Here is a 16,404-nt window from a genome sequence, read left to right as displayed (position 1 = left end):
GCGTGTAATCCGTTGTTCCGTGTCAGTGGAGGCGCATTATAGGGAGTTATTTCAGGCTGACAAGGGGAAATTTAAAATAATTTTCCGAGTGCGTGCTTTTTCACCAAAACAGACTAAACCGCCAGTTTTTCGAGCGTTTTGAAGCCATAGCGCTGCAACACTGGCAATAATTGTTCAGCCTCTGTTGTCATGGCCATGCAGAATGCCACATTCTCATCGGCTGATTTTGCATCTGGCGCTTCGTGTTCTAATAGCCAGGCCGTTCGACGCGCAATCGCTGCACCGGAATCCACCAGTCGCGTCCCTTCCGGGAGGACTTGTAATAGCTCTTCCTGTAATAGAGGGAAATGGGTGCATCCAAGGACCACCGTATCAGGGGGTTCCGACATCCGCAGCCACGGTCGCAGAATACGGCGCAGTTCTTCCAGCGAGACGGGCTCACCGTGCAGCTTCGCTTCTGCCAGTTCCACCAATTCAGCGGATCCCAACATCGCTATCTGACACTCGTTAGCAAACCGTGCTATCAATTCGTGTGTGTACGAGCGTTTCACCGTCGCGCGCGTCGCCAGCAGTCCTACAATACCATTCGCCGTGAGGCGCGCCGCGGGTTTAATCGCGGGCACCACACCCACAACCGGAAAAGCGAACTTTTCACGTAATGCAGGGAGTGACACCGTGCTGGCGGTATTGCATGCGATAACCGCAAGTGCGAGGGGGTAGCGTTGCTGAACTGCGGTAACAATCTCAACAACACGCTCCACAATAAACTCTTCGCTTTTCTCACCATAAGGAAAGGCGACGTTATCGAAAGCATATATATAGTGGAGATCCGGCAGGAGATTCCGGATCTCATTGTAGACCGACAACCCACCGACGCCGGAATCAAACACCAGCACGGTGGGACGTGAATCAGAAGGTGTAGCTGCCAGACAAGGTGTATTCCCGTCCTGCAGTTGGGTAGCCATAAACTGTCTCGTAATCTTTATCGAACAGGTTGGCGATTTTACCACGAACTGTCAGCTGTGAGGTGATCGGATATGACACTGCCAGATCCCACAAACTCACACCGCCCATTTTTACCGGTTGATAAGTAACGTAGTCCGTATCGTATCGCGTCCCCAGATAGTGATATGTCAGGCCCCAGTCAAAATCATAGACCTGCCAGTCGAGTTGGTATTTCACCTGCTGTTTAGAACGCCGAGCCAATGGCTCGTTGGTAATCGCATTACGCGAATCTACGTAGTCGTAGCTAAGCGTATGCGCCAACGGCCCGGTGTCGAAGTTTGCAGTCGCTTCGATACCTTTAATACGCGCTTTGCCTTCGTTGTAGTACTTCTGAGTGTGGGTGTTGTAGTCGATCATGTCATCAATATCGTTGCGATACCCCGACACGCGCCAGTTAACACCTGATGTTAACCCTTCAAACGCCCCTTCCCACTGCTTACTCTCTTCGGGGTCAAGGTTTGCATTGCCGTAATAGCCATGCAACTGACCCAGATTTGGCGCTTTGTAAGATGTGCCATAGGAGGCAATAAAACGATAGCCTTCGATAAACTCCCATCCGGCACTGGTTTGCCATGTACCATGACGACCAAACTCGGAGTTGTCATCACTACGTGCTGCACCTTCGAAGGTGAAGTCACCAAGCTGCTGCAATCCCGTTAAATAGAGTCCAGTATTACGTTGGTCGTAACCGTCCGTAACATACCCAGTGCCTGGCTCCGTAGTTTGCTTTTGCCAGTCCACGCCTGCACCAATGTTACCGTGGCCAACAACTATGCTGTTTGACCACTGAACATTATATTGCTTCATATCATCCAGTGTGGCCGAGGAATCATAGCGGCCATAGTTCGGATCATAGTTGTAGTCTTTACTGTGGCTGTAGCTCGAAACCAGTTGTGACTGAATAAGCTCGCCATTAAAACGTAACCCAGCGTCCCAGCTCTGGCTATAAAGCTGTCGGGTATCAAGTAGCGCCGAGCCAGGAGAATAATACGAGTCATAATCTGTGTGGTTATCATAACCATAACCACGAACGAACCCGCTCCATGTCTCGGAGAAGTTGTGCTCCAGTGCGCCATACAGCGTCTTGCTTAAGAAACCGTCTTTATCCGGTTGAGCCTGTGCGCCAGTGCTACCGTAGGCCACGACATCGAAGCCTTTGGTGTAGGCATAATCGCCCATCAACGTGACACGCGTATTTTCACCAAGCTGTTGTTGGGTTGAGATATCGTAATTCTGATACCCATTGCTTCCCACGCCAGCGGTCAATTCCGTCCCTGGTTTTTCGCGCGTAGTAATGATATTCACCACGCCGCCAATCGCATCCGAACCATATATAGCGGAACGCGGCCCGCGGATATACTCAATACGTTGCACCAGCGATACCGGGAACTGGCTAAGATCGGCTGAGCCGCTAACTCCCGCTAAATTAAGACGCACACCATCTATCAAAACCAGAACATGGCTGGCGTTAGTGCCGCGAATAAAAATAGACGAGTTTTGCCCCATGCCGCCACTTTGTGCGATATCAACACCAGGCAAACGACGCAGTACGTCGTTTACCGAGGTAGATTGCCAGCGATCGATGTCCTGACGTGTAACGACGGTGATGGGTGCAAGTACTGCACTTAGAGGCTGCTGAAAACGGTTGGCAGTAACGACGAGAGTATCTGGGCTAGCATCCTGCGCCCAACCAGAAGATGCCGCAACGGAAAGCGCCGTCAACAGCAACGATTTTTTAATCATTGTAAAGCATCCACAATATAAGAAGGATGCCGCAGGTCCACCGATAGTACGCGATAGTGAAAACCAGATGCGACGTTAGCCGGCAGGTCTTCGGGCTTGGAAGGTTATTCTGGATACCGAATAAAAAGAAATGAAGACTTCCCACCCACAGGCAGTGTCTGCTTTACGCTCTCATTTCACCTTTCCTTACCGCTGCGCGTCAGCTCCAGATTCACACTGGATTCCCTTTTAACTCACAGGACCGGAAAACGGATGCTACAGTTTGTTACAACCTACTGTCCAGACCGGATATCACAATATCGTAAATCATCAATAACTGGACATCTGATGAGCAATCCCTACAATCCCCGCGTACTTTTATTTTTCAGGACGCATCATGACCCCCGAACACCTTCCGACAGAACAGTACGACGCACAGCTAGCTGAAAAAGTGGTGCGTCTGCAGAACTTAATGACGCCATTTTTTACAAAGGCTCCGGAAGTGTTCCGCTCACCGGTTAGCCATTACCGTATGCGTGCCGAGTTCCGTCTGTGGCATGACGGGGACGACCTGTACCACATCATGTTCGACAGCCAAACGAAAAACCGTATTCGTGTCGACAGCTTTCCGGCGGCCAGCGAGCTTATCAATACGCTGATGACGGCAATGATTGAAGGTGTACGCAACAACCACGTCCTGCGTCACAAACTGTTCCAGATCGATTACCTCACCACCCTGAGCGATCAGGCAGTGATATCCATGCTGTACCATAAAAAACTGGATAATGAGTGGCGCCAGGAAGCCGAAGCGCTGCGGGATGCGCTGCGGGCGCAAAACCTGAATGTGCACCTGATCGGCCGGGCGACCAAAACCAAAATCGAGTTGGATCAGGATTATATCGACGAACGTTTACCTGTCGCGGGCAAAGAGATTATCTACCGCCAGGTTGAGAACAGTTTCACGCAACCGAATGCTGCGATGAACATTCAGATGCTGGAATGGGCGATTGATGTCACCAAAGGTTCAAAGGGCGATCTGCTGGAGCTGTACTGCGGTAATGGCAACTTTTCATTAGCGCTGGCGCAGAACTTCAACCGCGTACTGGCCACCGAAATCGCCAAGCCGTCCGTTGCTGCAGCCCAGTACAACATCGCAGCTAACCATATTGATAATGTACAAATTATCCGTATGGCAGCCGAAGAGTTTACGCAGGCAATGCACGGTGTTCGCGAATTCAACCGTTTGCAGGGCATCGATCTGAAGAGTTACCAGTGTGAAACCATTTTCGTTGACCCACCGCGCAGCGGACTGGACAGCGAAACGGAGAAAATGGTGCAGGCGTATCCGCGGATTCTGTACATCTCCTGCAACCCGGAGACGCTGTGTAAGAACCTGGAAACATTAAGCCAGACGCATACTGTCTCACGTCTGGCGCTGTTCGATCAGTTCCCGTATACGCACCATATGGAGTGCGGCGTATTACTGACCGCGAAATAATTTTTTGTAGACCGGATAGGCAGTTACGCTGCCATCCGGTGCTGTGCCGGGAGCGCTTTGCTTGCCCGGTCTACAAATCTTATTCCGCGATTTCCTGCTTACGGTTACGCACTTTAAAGCCGATCCAGAACACCAGAATCACCGACAGTACCGCCGGGAAGAAGTTAGAGCCAATATCCGGATATTCAGCACGTACAACGGTGCTGTACAGCAGAACACCGAGAATAAAACAGGCTGCAGCCAGGCCCGGTAGCCCCACAGGCATGGTGCGATTCTGGTAACGTTGATGCAGACAATAAACCGTCAACACCAGCGAAATAATCGGGAATACAGAGAATGGCACAATGGAGCTAAACAGCGCCGCGAATGTGCCATTGATCGATAAGCCGGCAACCAGCGCCAGCAGCAGCGTACCTTTATCTTGACCTGACTGTTTCATTGCTCGTCCTTCTCGTTACTCGGAGTGGTGCGTCATCTTCTCTTGTTCACGGCGGTACCAGTAAAATGCGCCTTTTGCGATCATGCGCAGTTGCAATACCAACCGCTCTTCCAGTTGCCGACGCTGTTCAGCGCCAACATCCAGTGCTTCTGCCCCGGCACTGAACACAATCGTTACCATGGCTTCGGCTTGCGCTTCAGTAAACGCGCGAGGCATATGGTTTTCGAGTTCCAGATAGTCCGCAAGTTCCGCAATGAAGTGCTGAATTTCACGCGCAACCGCTGCACGAAACGCTGCAGAGGTGCCCGAACGCTCGCGCAATAATAAACGGAAGGCGTTGGGATTGTTGCCGATGAACTCCATAAATGTTGAGACCGAGGTACGGATCACACTACCGCCTTTGGCGATACGCTGACGTGCCTGACGCATCAACTGGCGCAGCATCAGACCACTCTCATCCACCATCGTCAGGCCGAGCTCATCCACATCGCGGAAATGGCGATAAAACGAGGTTGGCGCAATGCCCGCTTCACGAGCAACTTCTCGTAAACTTAGGCTGGCAAAACTACGCTCAGCGCTGAGTTGACTAAATGCGGCTTCGACCAGCGAACGCCGGGTTTTCTCTTTTTGTTGCGCTCTAACGCCCATCACGATGTCTGAATCCTTCCACATACCTTGCTGGCACTATACCAGAGATTAGGCGGTTGGCATGGCTTTGTGAATGATTGTTTACGCGCAGTTTGTGCTTCGACTTCGCAAAAAAGCACAACGATAATTGGGTTATCTCAACAACGATGTTACTATTCTGTTGCTTTTATGTATAAGAACAGGTAAGCCTGACCATGTCACATTCCTACGATTACGATGCAATAGTAATAGGTTCCGGTCCCGGCGGCGAAGGCGCTGCGATGGGTCTGGTTAAGCAAGGAGCGCGCGTCGCGGTTATTGAGCGCTATCATAACGTCGGCGGAGGCTGTACCCATTGGGGCACAATCCCGTCGAAAGCGCTCCGCCACGCAGTCAGCCGTATTATCGAATTCAATCAGAACCCACTTTACAGCGACCATTCCCGACTTCTTCGTTCTTCTTTCGCCGATATTCTCAACCATGCTGATAACGTCATTAATCAGCAAACGCGTATGCGGCAAGGTTTTTACGAGCGTAACCACTGTGAAATTCTGCAGGGAAATGCCCGTTTCGTTGACGAACACACCATTGCTCTGGAATGCCACGACGGTACAGTGGAAACACTCACCGCAGATAAGTTTGTGATTGCCTGTGGCTCACGCCCTTATCACCCAACTGACGTCGATTTTTCGCACCCACGCGTTTACGACAGTGATTCTATCCTCAGCCTGCATCATGAACCTCGCCATGTTCTGATTTATGGCGCAGGCGTGATTGGCTGCGAGTATGCGTCGATCTTCAGAGGAATGGACGTAAAAGTTGATTTAATCAACACCCGCGATCGTCTGCTGGCATTCCTCGATCAAGAGATGTCCGATTCGCTCTCATACCACTTCTGGAACAGCGGCGTGGTCATTCGCCATAACGAAGAGTATGAGCGGATTGAAGGCTGTGATGACGGTGTCATCATGCACCTGAAATCCGGTAAAAAGCTGAAAGCAGACTGTCTGCTGTACGCCAATGGTCGCACCGGTAATACCGATTCGCTGGCACTAGATAATATTGGTCTGAAAACGGACAGTCGCGGGCAGATAAAAGTAAATAGCATGTATCAGACCGCACTGCCGCATGTGTATGCCGTTGGCGATGTGATCGGTTACCCAAGCCTGGCATCTGCAGCTTACGATCAGGGACGTATCGCCGCTCAGGCACTGGTCAAAGGCGAAGCAACCGCACATCTGATCGAAGATATTCCCACCGGGATTTATACCATTCCTGAAATCAGCTCCGTCGGTAAAACCGAACAGCAGCTAACGGCAATGAAAGTTCCATACGAAGTCGGCCGCGCCCAGTTTAAACATCTGGCACGAGCGCAAATCGTCGGAATGAGTGTCGGAACGCTGAAAATTTTGTTCCATCGCGAAACCAAAGAGATTTTGGGGATCCACTGCTTTGGGGAACGCGCGGCCGAAATTATTCATATCGGTCAGGCGATCATGGAGCAAAAAGGTGGTGGTAACACCATCGAGTACTTCGTTAACACCACCTTTAACTACCCAACCATGGCAGAAGCCTATCGGGTAGCCGCGCTAAACGGCTTAAACCGCCTGTTTTAACGCGTTGTCGAAATGGCCATCCATTGCCCCACGGATGGCCTCTGCCAGCTGTTCATAACGGCTGCGCAGCGGCGATCCTGGACGATAGACGAGACCAATAGTACGGCGCGGTTCCGGCTTAATGCACGGCAGATAGACCACACCATCACGCTTACGCTCTGGCGGAACGGCTAGTGCAGGCAGTAAGGTAATGCCACTACCTGCCGCAACCATATTGCGCAACGTTTCCAGACTGGTTGCCCGGAAATGGGTGTCTTCATCAGCACCTGCTTCAAAGCAGAAGCCCATCGCCTGATCGCGCAGACAGTGCCCATCTTCCAGCATCAGCAGTTTTTCACCTGCTAAATCTGACATCGGCACACAGTCGCGGTTTGCCCATGGGTGATCTTCATAGATCGCCAGCATCATAGGCTCATCAAATAGCGGCACTTCAATGAACGCCTCACTTTCCTTGACCAACGCCAGGATTACGCAGTCGAGCTTACCGCTATCCAGTTGCGCCAGCAGCTGATGCGTCTGCGCTTCATGCAGGTACATTTCCAGTTTCGGGAAGGTCTGGTGCAACATAGGGATAATATGCGGCAACAGGTATGGCCCCACTGTCGGGATCAAACCAATGTGCAGCGGGCCAGACATTGTCTCGCCTTGTTGGCTTGCCATTTCCTTGAGCACTTTGACCTCGCGCAGCACGGTACGCGCCTGATCCACCAGCAGTAAACCTGCCTGAGTGAACAGCACTTTACGACTCGTACGCTCCAGCAGCATAACGCCAAGCTCATCTTCCAGTTTGCGGATTTGCCCGCTAAGCGTTGGCTGGCTGACGTGGCAGGAGTCTGCCGCTCGCCGGAAGTGACGATGCTCGGCTAGCGCCACCAGGTATTCAAGATCACGAATATTCATTATTCATCCTCCATCGCCACGATAGTTCATGGCGATAGGTAGCATAGCAACGAACGATTATCCCTATCAAGCTTTCTGTTTAATAATGCAACACAGAAACGGAACGGTACCCTTTAACCCTTGAAGCGCCTGTCCGTTCTCATACTCGAAATAACTAAAGCCAACGTGAACTTTTGCGGACCTCTGGTCCGCATTTTTTTTGCATAAAAAAGCCCGGCTTATGCCAGGCTGGATGGATACAACTATGTGCTGTTGTTACGTTGCTACCGTGCTCAGTGCATCAGCGACACGTTTGAACTGTTCGAATCGGCTCCGCAATATACTGTGTTTCGCCGCATCCGGCTCCAGGCGAATCACTGGCGGCAGGGCCGCTTTAATCGCCTGTTCAAAACCTGAATAATCACCGGTTCCCACGGCAGCACACATTGCAGCCGCCCGGCAACCGGACTGTTCAATATCAACAATCTCAATCGGCAAATTACTGGCATCGCAAAACATTTGCATCCAAATACGCGAATGCGTTGGACCCCCGGTAAAACGAATTGATTCCGTGCCGTCACAGAGCTGCAACAATTTGTCCTGATGCAATAAATGCGAAAAAACAACACCCTGATAGATTGCGTAAACCATATCCGCAACATCGTGATGGCCTCCTAACCCGAGAAATCCACCACGCAATGAATCGCAGTAGTTTGAACCGTACAACCAGGGGAAAAATAGAATGCAGTCCTGTTTCTCGTAGCCACGAGCCGCCCATTGGTTGAGCGTGTCATGATCGTCCAGTAAATCGGGGAAAAAACGATCAATAAACCAGGTCAAATTACTGGCAGAAGTAGGGCTTCCTTCATGGGCAAAGTATTGCCCAGGGATACTGAATTTCCCCCACACATACGGATATTCTGCCGGAATGATGTTATCAAAAACACGGGTGGCAATAGACCATGTTCCAGCAACAGCGCTGAGTTGCGTATTGTCATACACTCCGGAGGTCATTGCTGCGCCAACAACATCAAAGACGCCGCCAAAGACCGGCGTTCCCGGTTTTAATCCACACAATGCGGCAGCGTCTGTCGTAACGACTCCTGCCAGATCGGCGGAGCCGATCACCTTAGGCATACACCCCATCATCTCTTCAATGCCAAATAGCGAGAACAATTCAGGATCGAACTCATTACGTTGCAGATTGAATAACTGGCTACCCGAAATATTGGTCTCTTCACAGGTAAATTCAGCCGTAAGGCAGTAACGTATGTAATCGTGAGCCATCAAAACATAGCCCGTACGTGCGTAATTCTCTGGCTCATGCTGCTTCAGCCACCCCAATAACGCGACCGGATGAGAAGACCATAGTTGTTGGAAACTGCGTGGATAAGCCAAACGATCGATATCCTGCGCCTTCCAGGCAGTCACCAGGGGCTGAGCCCGAGAATCAGAGGACACAATACCATTGCGTACCGGATGCCCTGACTTATCGACCAGATAAAGCCCCTTACCGTGTGAGGAAAAACCAATCCCGCGAATCTGTTCCGCTGAAAGATGGCTCTCTGTCAACGCTCGCCGGATAACTTCACAGGTTGTCATCCAGAGGTCAGTCATATCACGTTCACAAAACCCCGCCTGCGGACTCAATAATGGTAAGGTCTGGGCGGCCACAGTAATTTCCTTACCCTCGGCAGTGTAGAGCCCCACTTTGGTAACAGTGCCGCCCAAATCAATGCCCATATAGTAATGGTCCATCGTATTCTCCTTATCCGGCGATAAGCGGCCGCTCGTCATACCATCCAGCCGCCTGCATCTTGCTCTCTATCCACTGGCGTGCGTGAATAATTTCCAGTAATGGCTCTGCAGATTTTTCCGTCCACATTTCTATCAAGAAGGTTCCCCGATAGTTAAGTTGGCGTAATATTTTGAATAATTTGATAAAATCCACGCAACCTTCACCAAATGGAACATCGCGGAACTGCCCTGGGGAATCCGATGTTACTGGAAATGTGTCTTTAAGATGGATTGCGGCAATCCGATCAATACCTTTTGCCAGCTCACTCTCCAACTCGTTGCCCCATGCAGTTAGATTGCCGACATCAGGATAAACGGCAAACCATGGAGAGTTAATTTTGGCATCCAGCAATTTCCATTTACTGATGGAGTTAATAAAAGGTGTATCCATAATTTCCACAGCGCACATAACCTGTGCGGCCGCAGCTTGTTCAGCCGCCCAAGCCATCGCATCTTCAAACCAGGCAATAGTTTCATCATTTTGCGGCTCATAATAAACGTCATAACCGGCAAGCTGGATGGTTCTAATCCCCAGATCCTGCGCCAGTCGTAGCGCTTTTTGCATAATAATTCGCGCTTGCTGTCGGGTATCACTATCGCGACTGCCAAACGGAAAGCGTCGATGGGCAGAGAGGCACAAGGTTGGAATACGTACCCCTGTCTTCTGAATGGCGCTGATAATTTCCATACGATCCGCAAGGGACCAGTCCAGGCGAGCCAGCCGGTCCTCACTCTCATCCACCGACATTTCAACAAAATCAAAGCCGCATGATTTAGCCAGTGCAAGCTTCTCGACCCAACTGGTGTTCCTGGGGAGGGCCTTTTCATAAATACCTAACGGGTGGCTACGCATTATCTTCCCTCACGAGTTGCCAATTGTTGTTGAAACGCTTTCCGACTGTTATTCATGGCGCGCCGTGCCTGCCATTGTTGTTTGAAGAACTTAAATGCCAGTGCGGCAATCAATGTAATCCCCCATACAGCCAGATTAAAATGCAGGCTAAGACCTAGCAGGCTAAGTCCGGTAGCGATAACCTGGAGCACCAATAGTGCGCAAAATACATGAGCAACTTTGCCTACCCCACCGAACGGATCGGTACCGCCCAAAACAATGGCCAGTACTGTGAGCAGAAGATAAGAATCGCCATACCCCATACGAGCGGAATTGAAGCGGGCAAGCATAATCAGCCCCGCCAGGACACATAACAGACTGGAGATAGCATAAATAGCAATCAGCACGCGCTCGGTGCGAATGCCGCTAAACCAGGTTGCATTAATATTGCTTCCGCACATATAGATGACTTTTCCAGTGCGCGTTTTTCCAAGAAATAGTGCCAGCGCGAGAGTCGTAATGATAAAAATCACCATCGGAACCGGCATCCCATAAATGACCTCTGACCCAATGCTACGGACTATCGGTGGCATACCACTTAAGGCAGCGCCTTTAGTGAGGTAAATACCAATACCACTGATAATCGTCATACTGCCCAGTGTTACCAAAATTGGATGTGCGCCAACACGAGAGATGATCATTCCTGTCACAGCGCCAATCGCGACAGCGATCATCATCGCTCCCACTATCGCCAAAAATAACCACCCTAACTGCATACTGGTTGAAGCATCAGCAGGTACGAACTGGATCAACAGCCAGGCCATAAACAGGCTGGTTAAATTAGCGGTACCAATAATCGCCAGATTCAGCCCACCGCTCAGCATTGGCACAAACATCGCAAAAGTGAGCAATCCCAACTCGGGTAGCTGGAAGGCAATACTCAGAAAAGTATTATCGGTAAAAAAACGTCCGGGCATCGCCAGGCTAAAAGCCACTACTGCAAAGAAACATATCGCCAGTAAGCCGGAGCTGGTGCCATCAATTGGTAAAAATGCCTTTTTTTTCATTTCACGCCCCCTGTCAGACAAATCCAACGTCCGTTTCTTTACGCTTTTTGTAATGGGTGACGCAGATAGCCGAAACAATCACCACACCGATGACGATATTGACGAAGTAGCTGGACACGCCAATCAAGTTGAGACCATTTTTGAGTATGCCGATAAGGAAGACCCCCATAAGCGTACCGATCACCGAACCACGCCCCCCGGATAAGCTAGCCCCTCCCAGTACAGCAGCAGCCAGAACATCCAATTCACCGCCAACCAACGCATTGGGAACAACCTCGCTCATGCGGTAAGCCTGCAGCATTCCGCCGATCGCCGCCGCCGCGCCAAGATAGCCGTAGGCGAACAGATAAATAAGTGAAACCCGGATACCAATACGCCGCGCCGACTCTGTACTGCCACCCACAGCATAAAGCTGACGTCCAATATGGGTTTTCGTCATGACAATCCATGTAAAACAGGCCATGCCCAGCATCACTACCAGAGGCAATCCAACCTGATAAACCTCCCCTTCAAATTCGAAGCTAAAAAGGGAACGTTGCGTTATCCACCAGTCAGGTAAGTCATAGATGCTGTGACCATTCGTCAGCCACATCAACATGCCGAATAACAACGACTGCATACTGATGGTGATAATGATGGAAACTACGTTGAGGTAATAAATGAGGATCGCATTGATCAGGCCAAACAAAACCCCCAGAGCAATAGCAATCCCGAGACATAGCAGTGGATTGGCTATTGTTTCATTAAGCAGTAATGACGCCACCACATACTGAACAACTGAGGCTACAGCAGCGAATGAAATATCAATCCCTCCTGTCACCAGCACAACAAATAGCCCGAGGGCAAAGATCCCTGTAACGGCATAGCTTTCTGTCAGATCCAGCAGGTTTTGAATTGACAGAAATTGATCATTCATAAGAGAAAACAGTACCAGCATCAGGGCGATAACCCATCCCAACCATCCTTCGACTGAACGTGGAAACCGCAGGTGCAATAAACTAGCCATTAATCACCTCCGCTAGCTGTTGTTCGGTATAGAGAGAAGGCTGCAGTTCGTTAATAATCTTCCCACGCCGCATATGAAAAATACGATCGCAGTTGTAATACGCTTCTGGCGCTTCATCAGTAATCAGCAAGACTGAAATACCTACACCGGAAAGCCGGTGAATAAGCTGGTAAATACTGTCTTTCGCCCCTATATCAACACCAACTGTAGGGGCATCAAGAATAAGTACTTTTGGACGCGTTAAAATCCATTTCGCCAGCACCACTTTTTGTTGATTACCACCAGAAAGTGTTGAAAGTGGGTTATCAGGATTGGTGACTTTAATATCCAGATCCTCAATCCATTCTTTAACCAAGGCGTCCTGGCGTTTTTCATCAATAAATTGCCATGGTGTTTTTAACCGGTTAAGGATCGAAAGTACCATATTGTCACTGACTGACTGGGATAAAACCGCTCCCAATGTAAGACGATCTTCAGAGACATAGGCAATACCTAATTTCGCTGCTTGGGTATTATCTTTAATCACAACTTTTTTACCTTCCAGATAAATATCTCCGCTATCTGGATGAGTAATACCAAATAGGCTCAACGCCAGCTCTGTTCGTCCCGAACCTAACAAACCGCACAATCCCAGAACCTCACCCTGATGAAGTTTCAGGGAAATATCTTCAAATTGTCCTTTCCTGCTCAAATTTTTCAGCTCAAGGACAACTTTACCTTCAACACTATTCGGTAATTTTTTCTGGTGAACAATGGTCCTGCCGGTCATCAGTTCTGTAATACGTCCCGGAGACAACTGTTCAGCCGCCCAGGTACCTATAATTTCACCATCGCGAATAACCGTGATACGGTCAGAAATCTCTTTGACCTCATCCAGGCGGTGACTAACAAAAACGACAGTGATATTTTTATGACGGAGATAATTTACCGTACGTAGTAGTTGGTTAACTTCGGTACGAGTAAGCGAAGCCGTTGGTTCGTCCATTATCACCAGTCGGGCTTCTGCGACCAGAGCACGACAAATGGCAACCTGCTGGCGCTGCGCAATAGGCAAATGCTGAACCAATGCGTCAACATCGAGGTTAAAATTTAATTCCTGTATAATCTTCTCTGATACCGCTTTCAGATGGGCTTTTTTGTGCCACCTGAAATACCCCTTAAGGTTATATTCAAAGGCTATGTTTTCTGCCACCGTCAAATTAGGAAATAATGAGAGATCCTGATAAATAACCTGGATACCTAACTCGCGAGCTCTATCTGGTGAAAGTCTGGACCAGGATCTATTATCAATAATAATTTCGCTACCCGTATCCGGGATATATACACCACTCAGCGTTTTTATTAATGTACTTTTACCACAACCATTTGCACCAGCAAGACAGTGGACTTCACCCTTATTTAGAGTGAGATCAATATTTTTTAATGCCCGATGACCGCCGAAGCTTTTAGTTAACGATTTTAACGTCACTAACGGTTCACCTGTATTTTGCTCTGTAATATGAGGCATCATACTGTTCCTAAACGACCAAAGGATTTCCGGGCCAGTTTAGGCCCGGTGATGCAAACTAAAATTACAAACCTAACTTCACTAAACGTTGCGTATTTTCAAGATCGAGTTTTTCAGGGTTATCGCTGAGAATGGTGTTGTTCTGAACTTTAATTTCTCCCATATCACCGATTTTTACACCATCCTTAATTGGCTCACCGTTCATCATCGCCGTGGCGACCTGAACAAACACTTTACCTGCAGTCATCGGGTTAGAAATGTAGCCGCCATCAATAGCACCTTTTTCCAGCAACTTAATGCCCTGGCCTGGGGTGAACGTACCAAATACGCAAATTGCATCATTTTTCTTACGTTTATCAATAGCACGACCTGCACCGATTGGTCCCTGCGAACCAAAAGACATGATGCCTTTCAGATCTTTGTATTTAGACATCAGATCGTTGGCTGTACGCATAGAGTCATCTACAGACTCCGCTACACCAAAGCGATCCTCAACGAGCGTCATTTTAGGATAATGTTCTTTTTGATAAGCAATGGCGGCATCAGCCCAGTCATTCACCAATGGAACCGTCAGACTGCCTACAAACATGGCGTACTTCCCTTCTTCACCCATGCATTTCGCCATGTCTTTCATGTGATTTGCGCCCATCGTTTGGGTGTTAAGCAACTCAAAGTCCCAGTCAGCATTGGCCTGGTTTGGTGACTCATGAGTAATGACTTTAATACCAGCCTCCTGGGCACGCTTTAACACAGGTTCCAGAACTTTCGCATCATTTGGGACAACGCCAATCACATCAACTTTCTTGGCGATTAAATCTTCAATAGCGCGCACTTGCTCGGCGGGATCCGCAGTTGTCGGTCCTACTTGCCAGGCATTTACACCTAATGCTTTACCTTCTTCCTTAATGCCTTGTTCCATCACGTTAAACCATGGAATACCACCAACTTTTACCACGACGCCCATCGTAAAAGGTTTATTCGCTTTTTGCGCTGCTGCAGGTTGTTCTGCCCATGCAAGAGATGATGACAAAGCTGCAGTAATCAGACAGGGTAAGATTAATTTTTTCATCGTAAATTCCTTAAGAAATATTCTTCATATGTCAGGAAATCCCGATAAAAATATCAGCCTGACTTTTTATTTATTTCAACTTTCCTCTGGTATTGGCTAAATAATCGTGCACTGCCTTAATTATTTAGTTAACGACTAACATCTATTACTTATCGACTTCTACTACATTTAACTGTGGGTAAAGGCTACGATAACGATCGTCAATACAATTATTAGTAACCATGACGTCAATTTCATCTAACATACAAATTTTACTGAAGGCATACTGCTCAAACTTACTGGAGTCTACCATTAATATTTTTTGAGCAGAGACCTGAAGCATTACCTGTTTTAATCTGGCATTTATTTCGCTGCCATCTCTAACTCCATTTTCCAGATTCAGTCCCTGACATGAAAAGAAAAAGCTATTAATCTGAAAATTCCTGATCGCACTCTCTGCTACTGGTCCATGAAAGTCATCATGACGCTCTGAATACTCTCCGCCGATACCAATAATGCGAACTTTATCCCGGCACGCTAATGCCTGGATAATCCGTAGCGAATTCGTCACAACCGTAATATCAATATCCGGAATCTGCCGGGCAAGAAACCAACAGGTACTACTGTTATCCATCAAAATACAATCGCCAGAGCGAATAAACTGCAACGCCGCCTTGGTTATTTTGGCTTTAACATCGGGATGTGCTTCAGTACGCTTGCGAAATGACTCTGCGCGATCCACGCTATTTATTTGCCAGGTTTTATCTTCTGTTATAGCCGTAGATATTAAATCAGGAGCATCCAAAGATACTGCGCCGCCAAAGCTGCGGGTGAGTTTCTTTTTTTGCTCAAGTTTTGTCAAATCTCTTCGAATAGTTTCCTGGGATACCTGGCATAATTTCGACAGTTCCGTTACACGCACAGCACCCATTTGTTGAACGTGTGCGCAGATTATTTTATAACGTTCTGCCTGCAACATAATTTCAGCCCACCAAGACAAAATTCACTGTGTCTACATAATTAATCTTTTTGCCTTAACTTAAAGTGATTGGTATCAAGAATTGCTTTACAGAAATAATACACAATTAACAGTGTGATCTAAGTTTAATTTATTGATGCAATAAATGAGTTTTATAACGCAATAATGAGATTTTAATCACAAAATCAATCTCTTTTCTTATTTAATTATCACAGCATAACGACTAAACGGGCATATACGGGCATCAATAAAATCGAAAAACACGCCCGAATACTTCCGAGTTTGACCGCTTTAGCCGTTTTATACATAAGTATCGTCTGCTTGTATTTTACATCTTATGTATTCGGCGTAATTTAAATAGCAACATGATTTCCCAGCAAAA

General features: G+C 48.3%; 14 protein-coding genes and 1 riboswitch. Of the genes, 2 read left to right on the top strand and 12 right to left on the bottom strand.

Going from position 1 to position 16,404, the window contains the following annotated elements:
• Positions 1-113: 113 nt before the first annotated feature.
• A complete protein-coding gene (murI, locus tag OGX95_RS22905) occupies positions 114-965 on the bottom strand; it encodes a glutamate racemase (RefSeq protein ID WP_286631088.1) in 852 nt (283 codons plus the stop codon).
• A complete protein-coding gene (gene btuB / locus OGX95_RS22900) occupies positions 910-2,748 on the bottom strand; it encodes a TonB-dependent vitamin B12 receptor BtuB (RefSeq protein WP_286631087.1) in 1,839 nt (612 codons plus the stop codon). Before btuB ends, murI begins: the two co-directional genes overlap by 56 nt.
• Positions 2,749-2,812: 64 nt before the next feature.
• A riboswitch (cobalamin riboswitch) is annotated at positions 2,813-3,009 on the bottom strand.
• Positions 3,010-3,124: 115 nt separating this feature from the next.
• Here btuB and trmA point away from each other — a divergent pair.
• Positions 3,125-4,225: a tRNA (uridine(54)-C5)-methyltransferase TrmA gene (gene trmA / locus OGX95_RS22895; protein ID WP_286631086.1), complete on the top strand. Its 1,101-nt coding sequence runs from the start codon at positions 3,125-3,127 to the stop codon at positions 4,223-4,225.
• Between the two features lie 79 nt (positions 4,226-4,304).
• Here trmA and OGX95_RS22890 read toward each other — a convergent pair whose 3' ends face one another.
• Together OGX95_RS22890 and fabR are read right to left on the bottom strand one after the other, a co-directional pair.
• Complete coding sequence (locus tag OGX95_RS22890; RefSeq protein WP_003825114.1) at positions 4,305-4,664, bottom strand: YijD family membrane protein; 360 nt, start codon at positions 4,662-4,664, stop codon at positions 4,305-4,307.
• A 15-nt stretch (positions 4,665-4,679) separates the two neighbouring features.
• Positions 4,680-5,315, bottom strand: a complete 636-nt coding sequence (gene fabR, locus OGX95_RS22885) for an HTH-type transcriptional repressor FabR (RefSeq protein WP_003028862.1) — start codon at positions 5,313-5,315, stop codon at positions 4,680-4,682.
• Positions 5,316-5,506: 191 nt separating this feature from the next.
• On the opposite strand from fabR, the gene sthA reads away from it, so the two are divergent.
• Positions 5,507-6,907, top strand: coding sequence for a Si-specific NAD(P)(+) transhydrogenase (gene sthA, locus OGX95_RS22880; RefSeq protein WP_286631085.1), 1,401 nt, complete (start codon positions 5,507-5,509; stop codon positions 6,905-6,907).
• Here sthA and oxyR read toward each other — a convergent pair.
• The 8 genes from oxyR to OGX95_RS22840 form a co-directional block, all read right to left on the bottom strand.
• The gene (gene oxyR, locus OGX95_RS22875) at positions 6,890-7,807 is read right to left on the bottom strand and encodes a DNA-binding transcriptional regulator OxyR (RefSeq protein ID WP_198907356.1); all 918 of its coding nucleotides are present in this window, start codon (positions 7,805-7,807) and stop codon (positions 6,890-6,892) included. The genes sthA and oxyR overlap by 18 nt on opposite strands.
• 255 nt (positions 7,808-8,062) lie before the next feature.
• Positions 8,063-9,544, bottom strand: coding sequence for an FGGY-family carbohydrate kinase (locus tag OGX95_RS22870; RefSeq protein ID WP_286631084.1), 1,482 nt, complete (start codon positions 9,542-9,544; stop codon positions 8,063-8,065).
• A 10-nt stretch (positions 9,545-9,554) separates the two neighbouring features.
• On the bottom strand, positions 9,555-10,436 hold the full coding sequence (locus tag OGX95_RS22865) for an L-ribulose-5-phosphate 3-epimerase (RefSeq protein ID WP_286631083.1): 882 nt from the start codon (positions 10,434-10,436) through the stop codon (positions 9,555-9,557).
• Complete coding sequence (locus OGX95_RS22860; protein ID WP_286631082.1) at positions 10,436-11,482, bottom strand: ABC transporter permease; 1,047 nt, start codon at positions 11,480-11,482, stop codon at positions 10,436-10,438. Before OGX95_RS22860 ends, OGX95_RS22865 begins: the two co-directional genes overlap by 1 nt.
• A 13-nt stretch (positions 11,483-11,495) precedes the next feature.
• Entirely contained in the window at positions 11,496-12,488 is a 993-nt protein-coding gene (locus OGX95_RS22855) for an ABC transporter permease (protein WP_286631081.1), read from the bottom strand.
• Entirely contained in the window at positions 12,481-13,998 is a 1,518-nt protein-coding gene (locus tag OGX95_RS22850) for a sugar ABC transporter ATP-binding protein (RefSeq protein WP_502872792.1), read from the bottom strand. The genes OGX95_RS22855 and OGX95_RS22850 overlap by 8 nt, the downstream gene beginning before the upstream one ends.
• Before the next feature lie 61 nt (positions 13,999-14,059).
• Complete coding sequence (locus OGX95_RS22845) at positions 14,060-15,064, bottom strand: substrate-binding domain-containing protein (RefSeq protein WP_286631080.1); 1,005 nt, start codon at positions 15,062-15,064, stop codon at positions 14,060-14,062.
• A 145-nt stretch (positions 15,065-15,209) separates the two neighbouring features.
• Positions 15,210-16,022 carry a DeoR/GlpR family DNA-binding transcription regulator gene (locus OGX95_RS22840; RefSeq protein ID WP_286631079.1) on the bottom strand — a complete coding sequence of 271 codons (813 nt, stop codon included), beginning with the start codon at positions 16,020-16,022 and terminating at the stop codon, positions 15,210-15,212.
• Positions 16,023-16,404: the final 382 nt, after the last annotated feature.

Origin of the sequence: Citrobacter sp. Cu233, assembly GCF_030332225.1 — a bacterium.
In the GTDB taxonomy this organism is placed as follows: Bacteria; Pseudomonadota; Gammaproteobacteria; order Enterobacterales; family Enterobacteriaceae; genus Citrobacter.
The sequence above is the reverse complement of the archived record's forward strand: the minus strand, read 5'-3'. Positions and strand labels throughout refer to the sequence as shown.

What these genes read in the sequence shown, in the direction of transcription:
- murI (WP_286631088.1), bottom strand. Translation starts at nt 965, where the DNA reads ATGGCTACCCAACTGCAGGACGGGAATACACCTTGTCTGGCAGCTACA.
- btuB (WP_286631087.1), bottom strand. Translation starts at nt 2,748, where the DNA reads ATGATTAAAAAATCGTTGCTGTTGACGGCGCTTTCCGTTGCGGCATCT.
- trmA (WP_286631086.1), top strand. Translation starts at nt 3,125, where the DNA reads ATGACCCCCGAACACCTTCCGACAGAACAGTACGACGCACAGCTAGCT.
- OGX95_RS22890 (WP_003825114.1), bottom strand. Translation starts at nt 4,664, where the DNA reads ATGAAACAGTCAGGTCAAGATAAAGGTACGCTGCTGCTGGCGCTGGTT.
- sthA (WP_286631085.1), top strand. Translation starts at nt 5,507, where the DNA reads ATGTCACATTCCTACGATTACGATGCAATAGTAATAGGTTCCGGTCCC.
- oxyR (WP_198907356.1), bottom strand. Translation starts at nt 7,807, where the DNA reads ATGAATATTCGTGATCTTGAATACCTGGTGGCGCTAGCCGAGCATCGT.
- OGX95_RS22870 (WP_286631084.1), bottom strand. Translation starts at nt 9,544, where the DNA reads ATGGACCATTACTATATGGGCATTGATTTGGGCGGCACTGTTACCAAA.
- OGX95_RS22865 (WP_286631083.1), bottom strand. Translation starts at nt 10,436, where the DNA reads ATGCGTAGCCACCCGTTAGGTATTTATGAAAAGGCCCTCCCCAGGAAC.
- OGX95_RS22860 (WP_286631082.1), bottom strand. Translation starts at nt 11,482, where the DNA reads ATGAAAAAAAAGGCATTTTTACCAATTGATGGCACCAGCTCCGGCTTA.
- OGX95_RS22855 (WP_286631081.1), bottom strand. Translation starts at nt 12,488, where the DNA reads ATGGCTAGTTTATTGCACCTGCGGTTTCCACGTTCAGTCGAAGGATGG.
- OGX95_RS22850 (WP_502872792.1), bottom strand. Translation starts at nt 13,998, where the DNA reads ATGATGCCTCATATTACAGAGCAAAATACAGGTGAACCGTTAGTGACG.
- OGX95_RS22845 (WP_286631080.1), bottom strand. Translation starts at nt 15,064, where the DNA reads ATGAAAAAATTAATCTTACCCTGTCTGATTACTGCAGCTTTGTCATCA.
- OGX95_RS22840 (WP_286631079.1), bottom strand. Translation starts at nt 16,022, where the DNA reads ATGTTGCAGGCAGAACGTTATAAAATAATCTGCGCACACGTTCAACAA.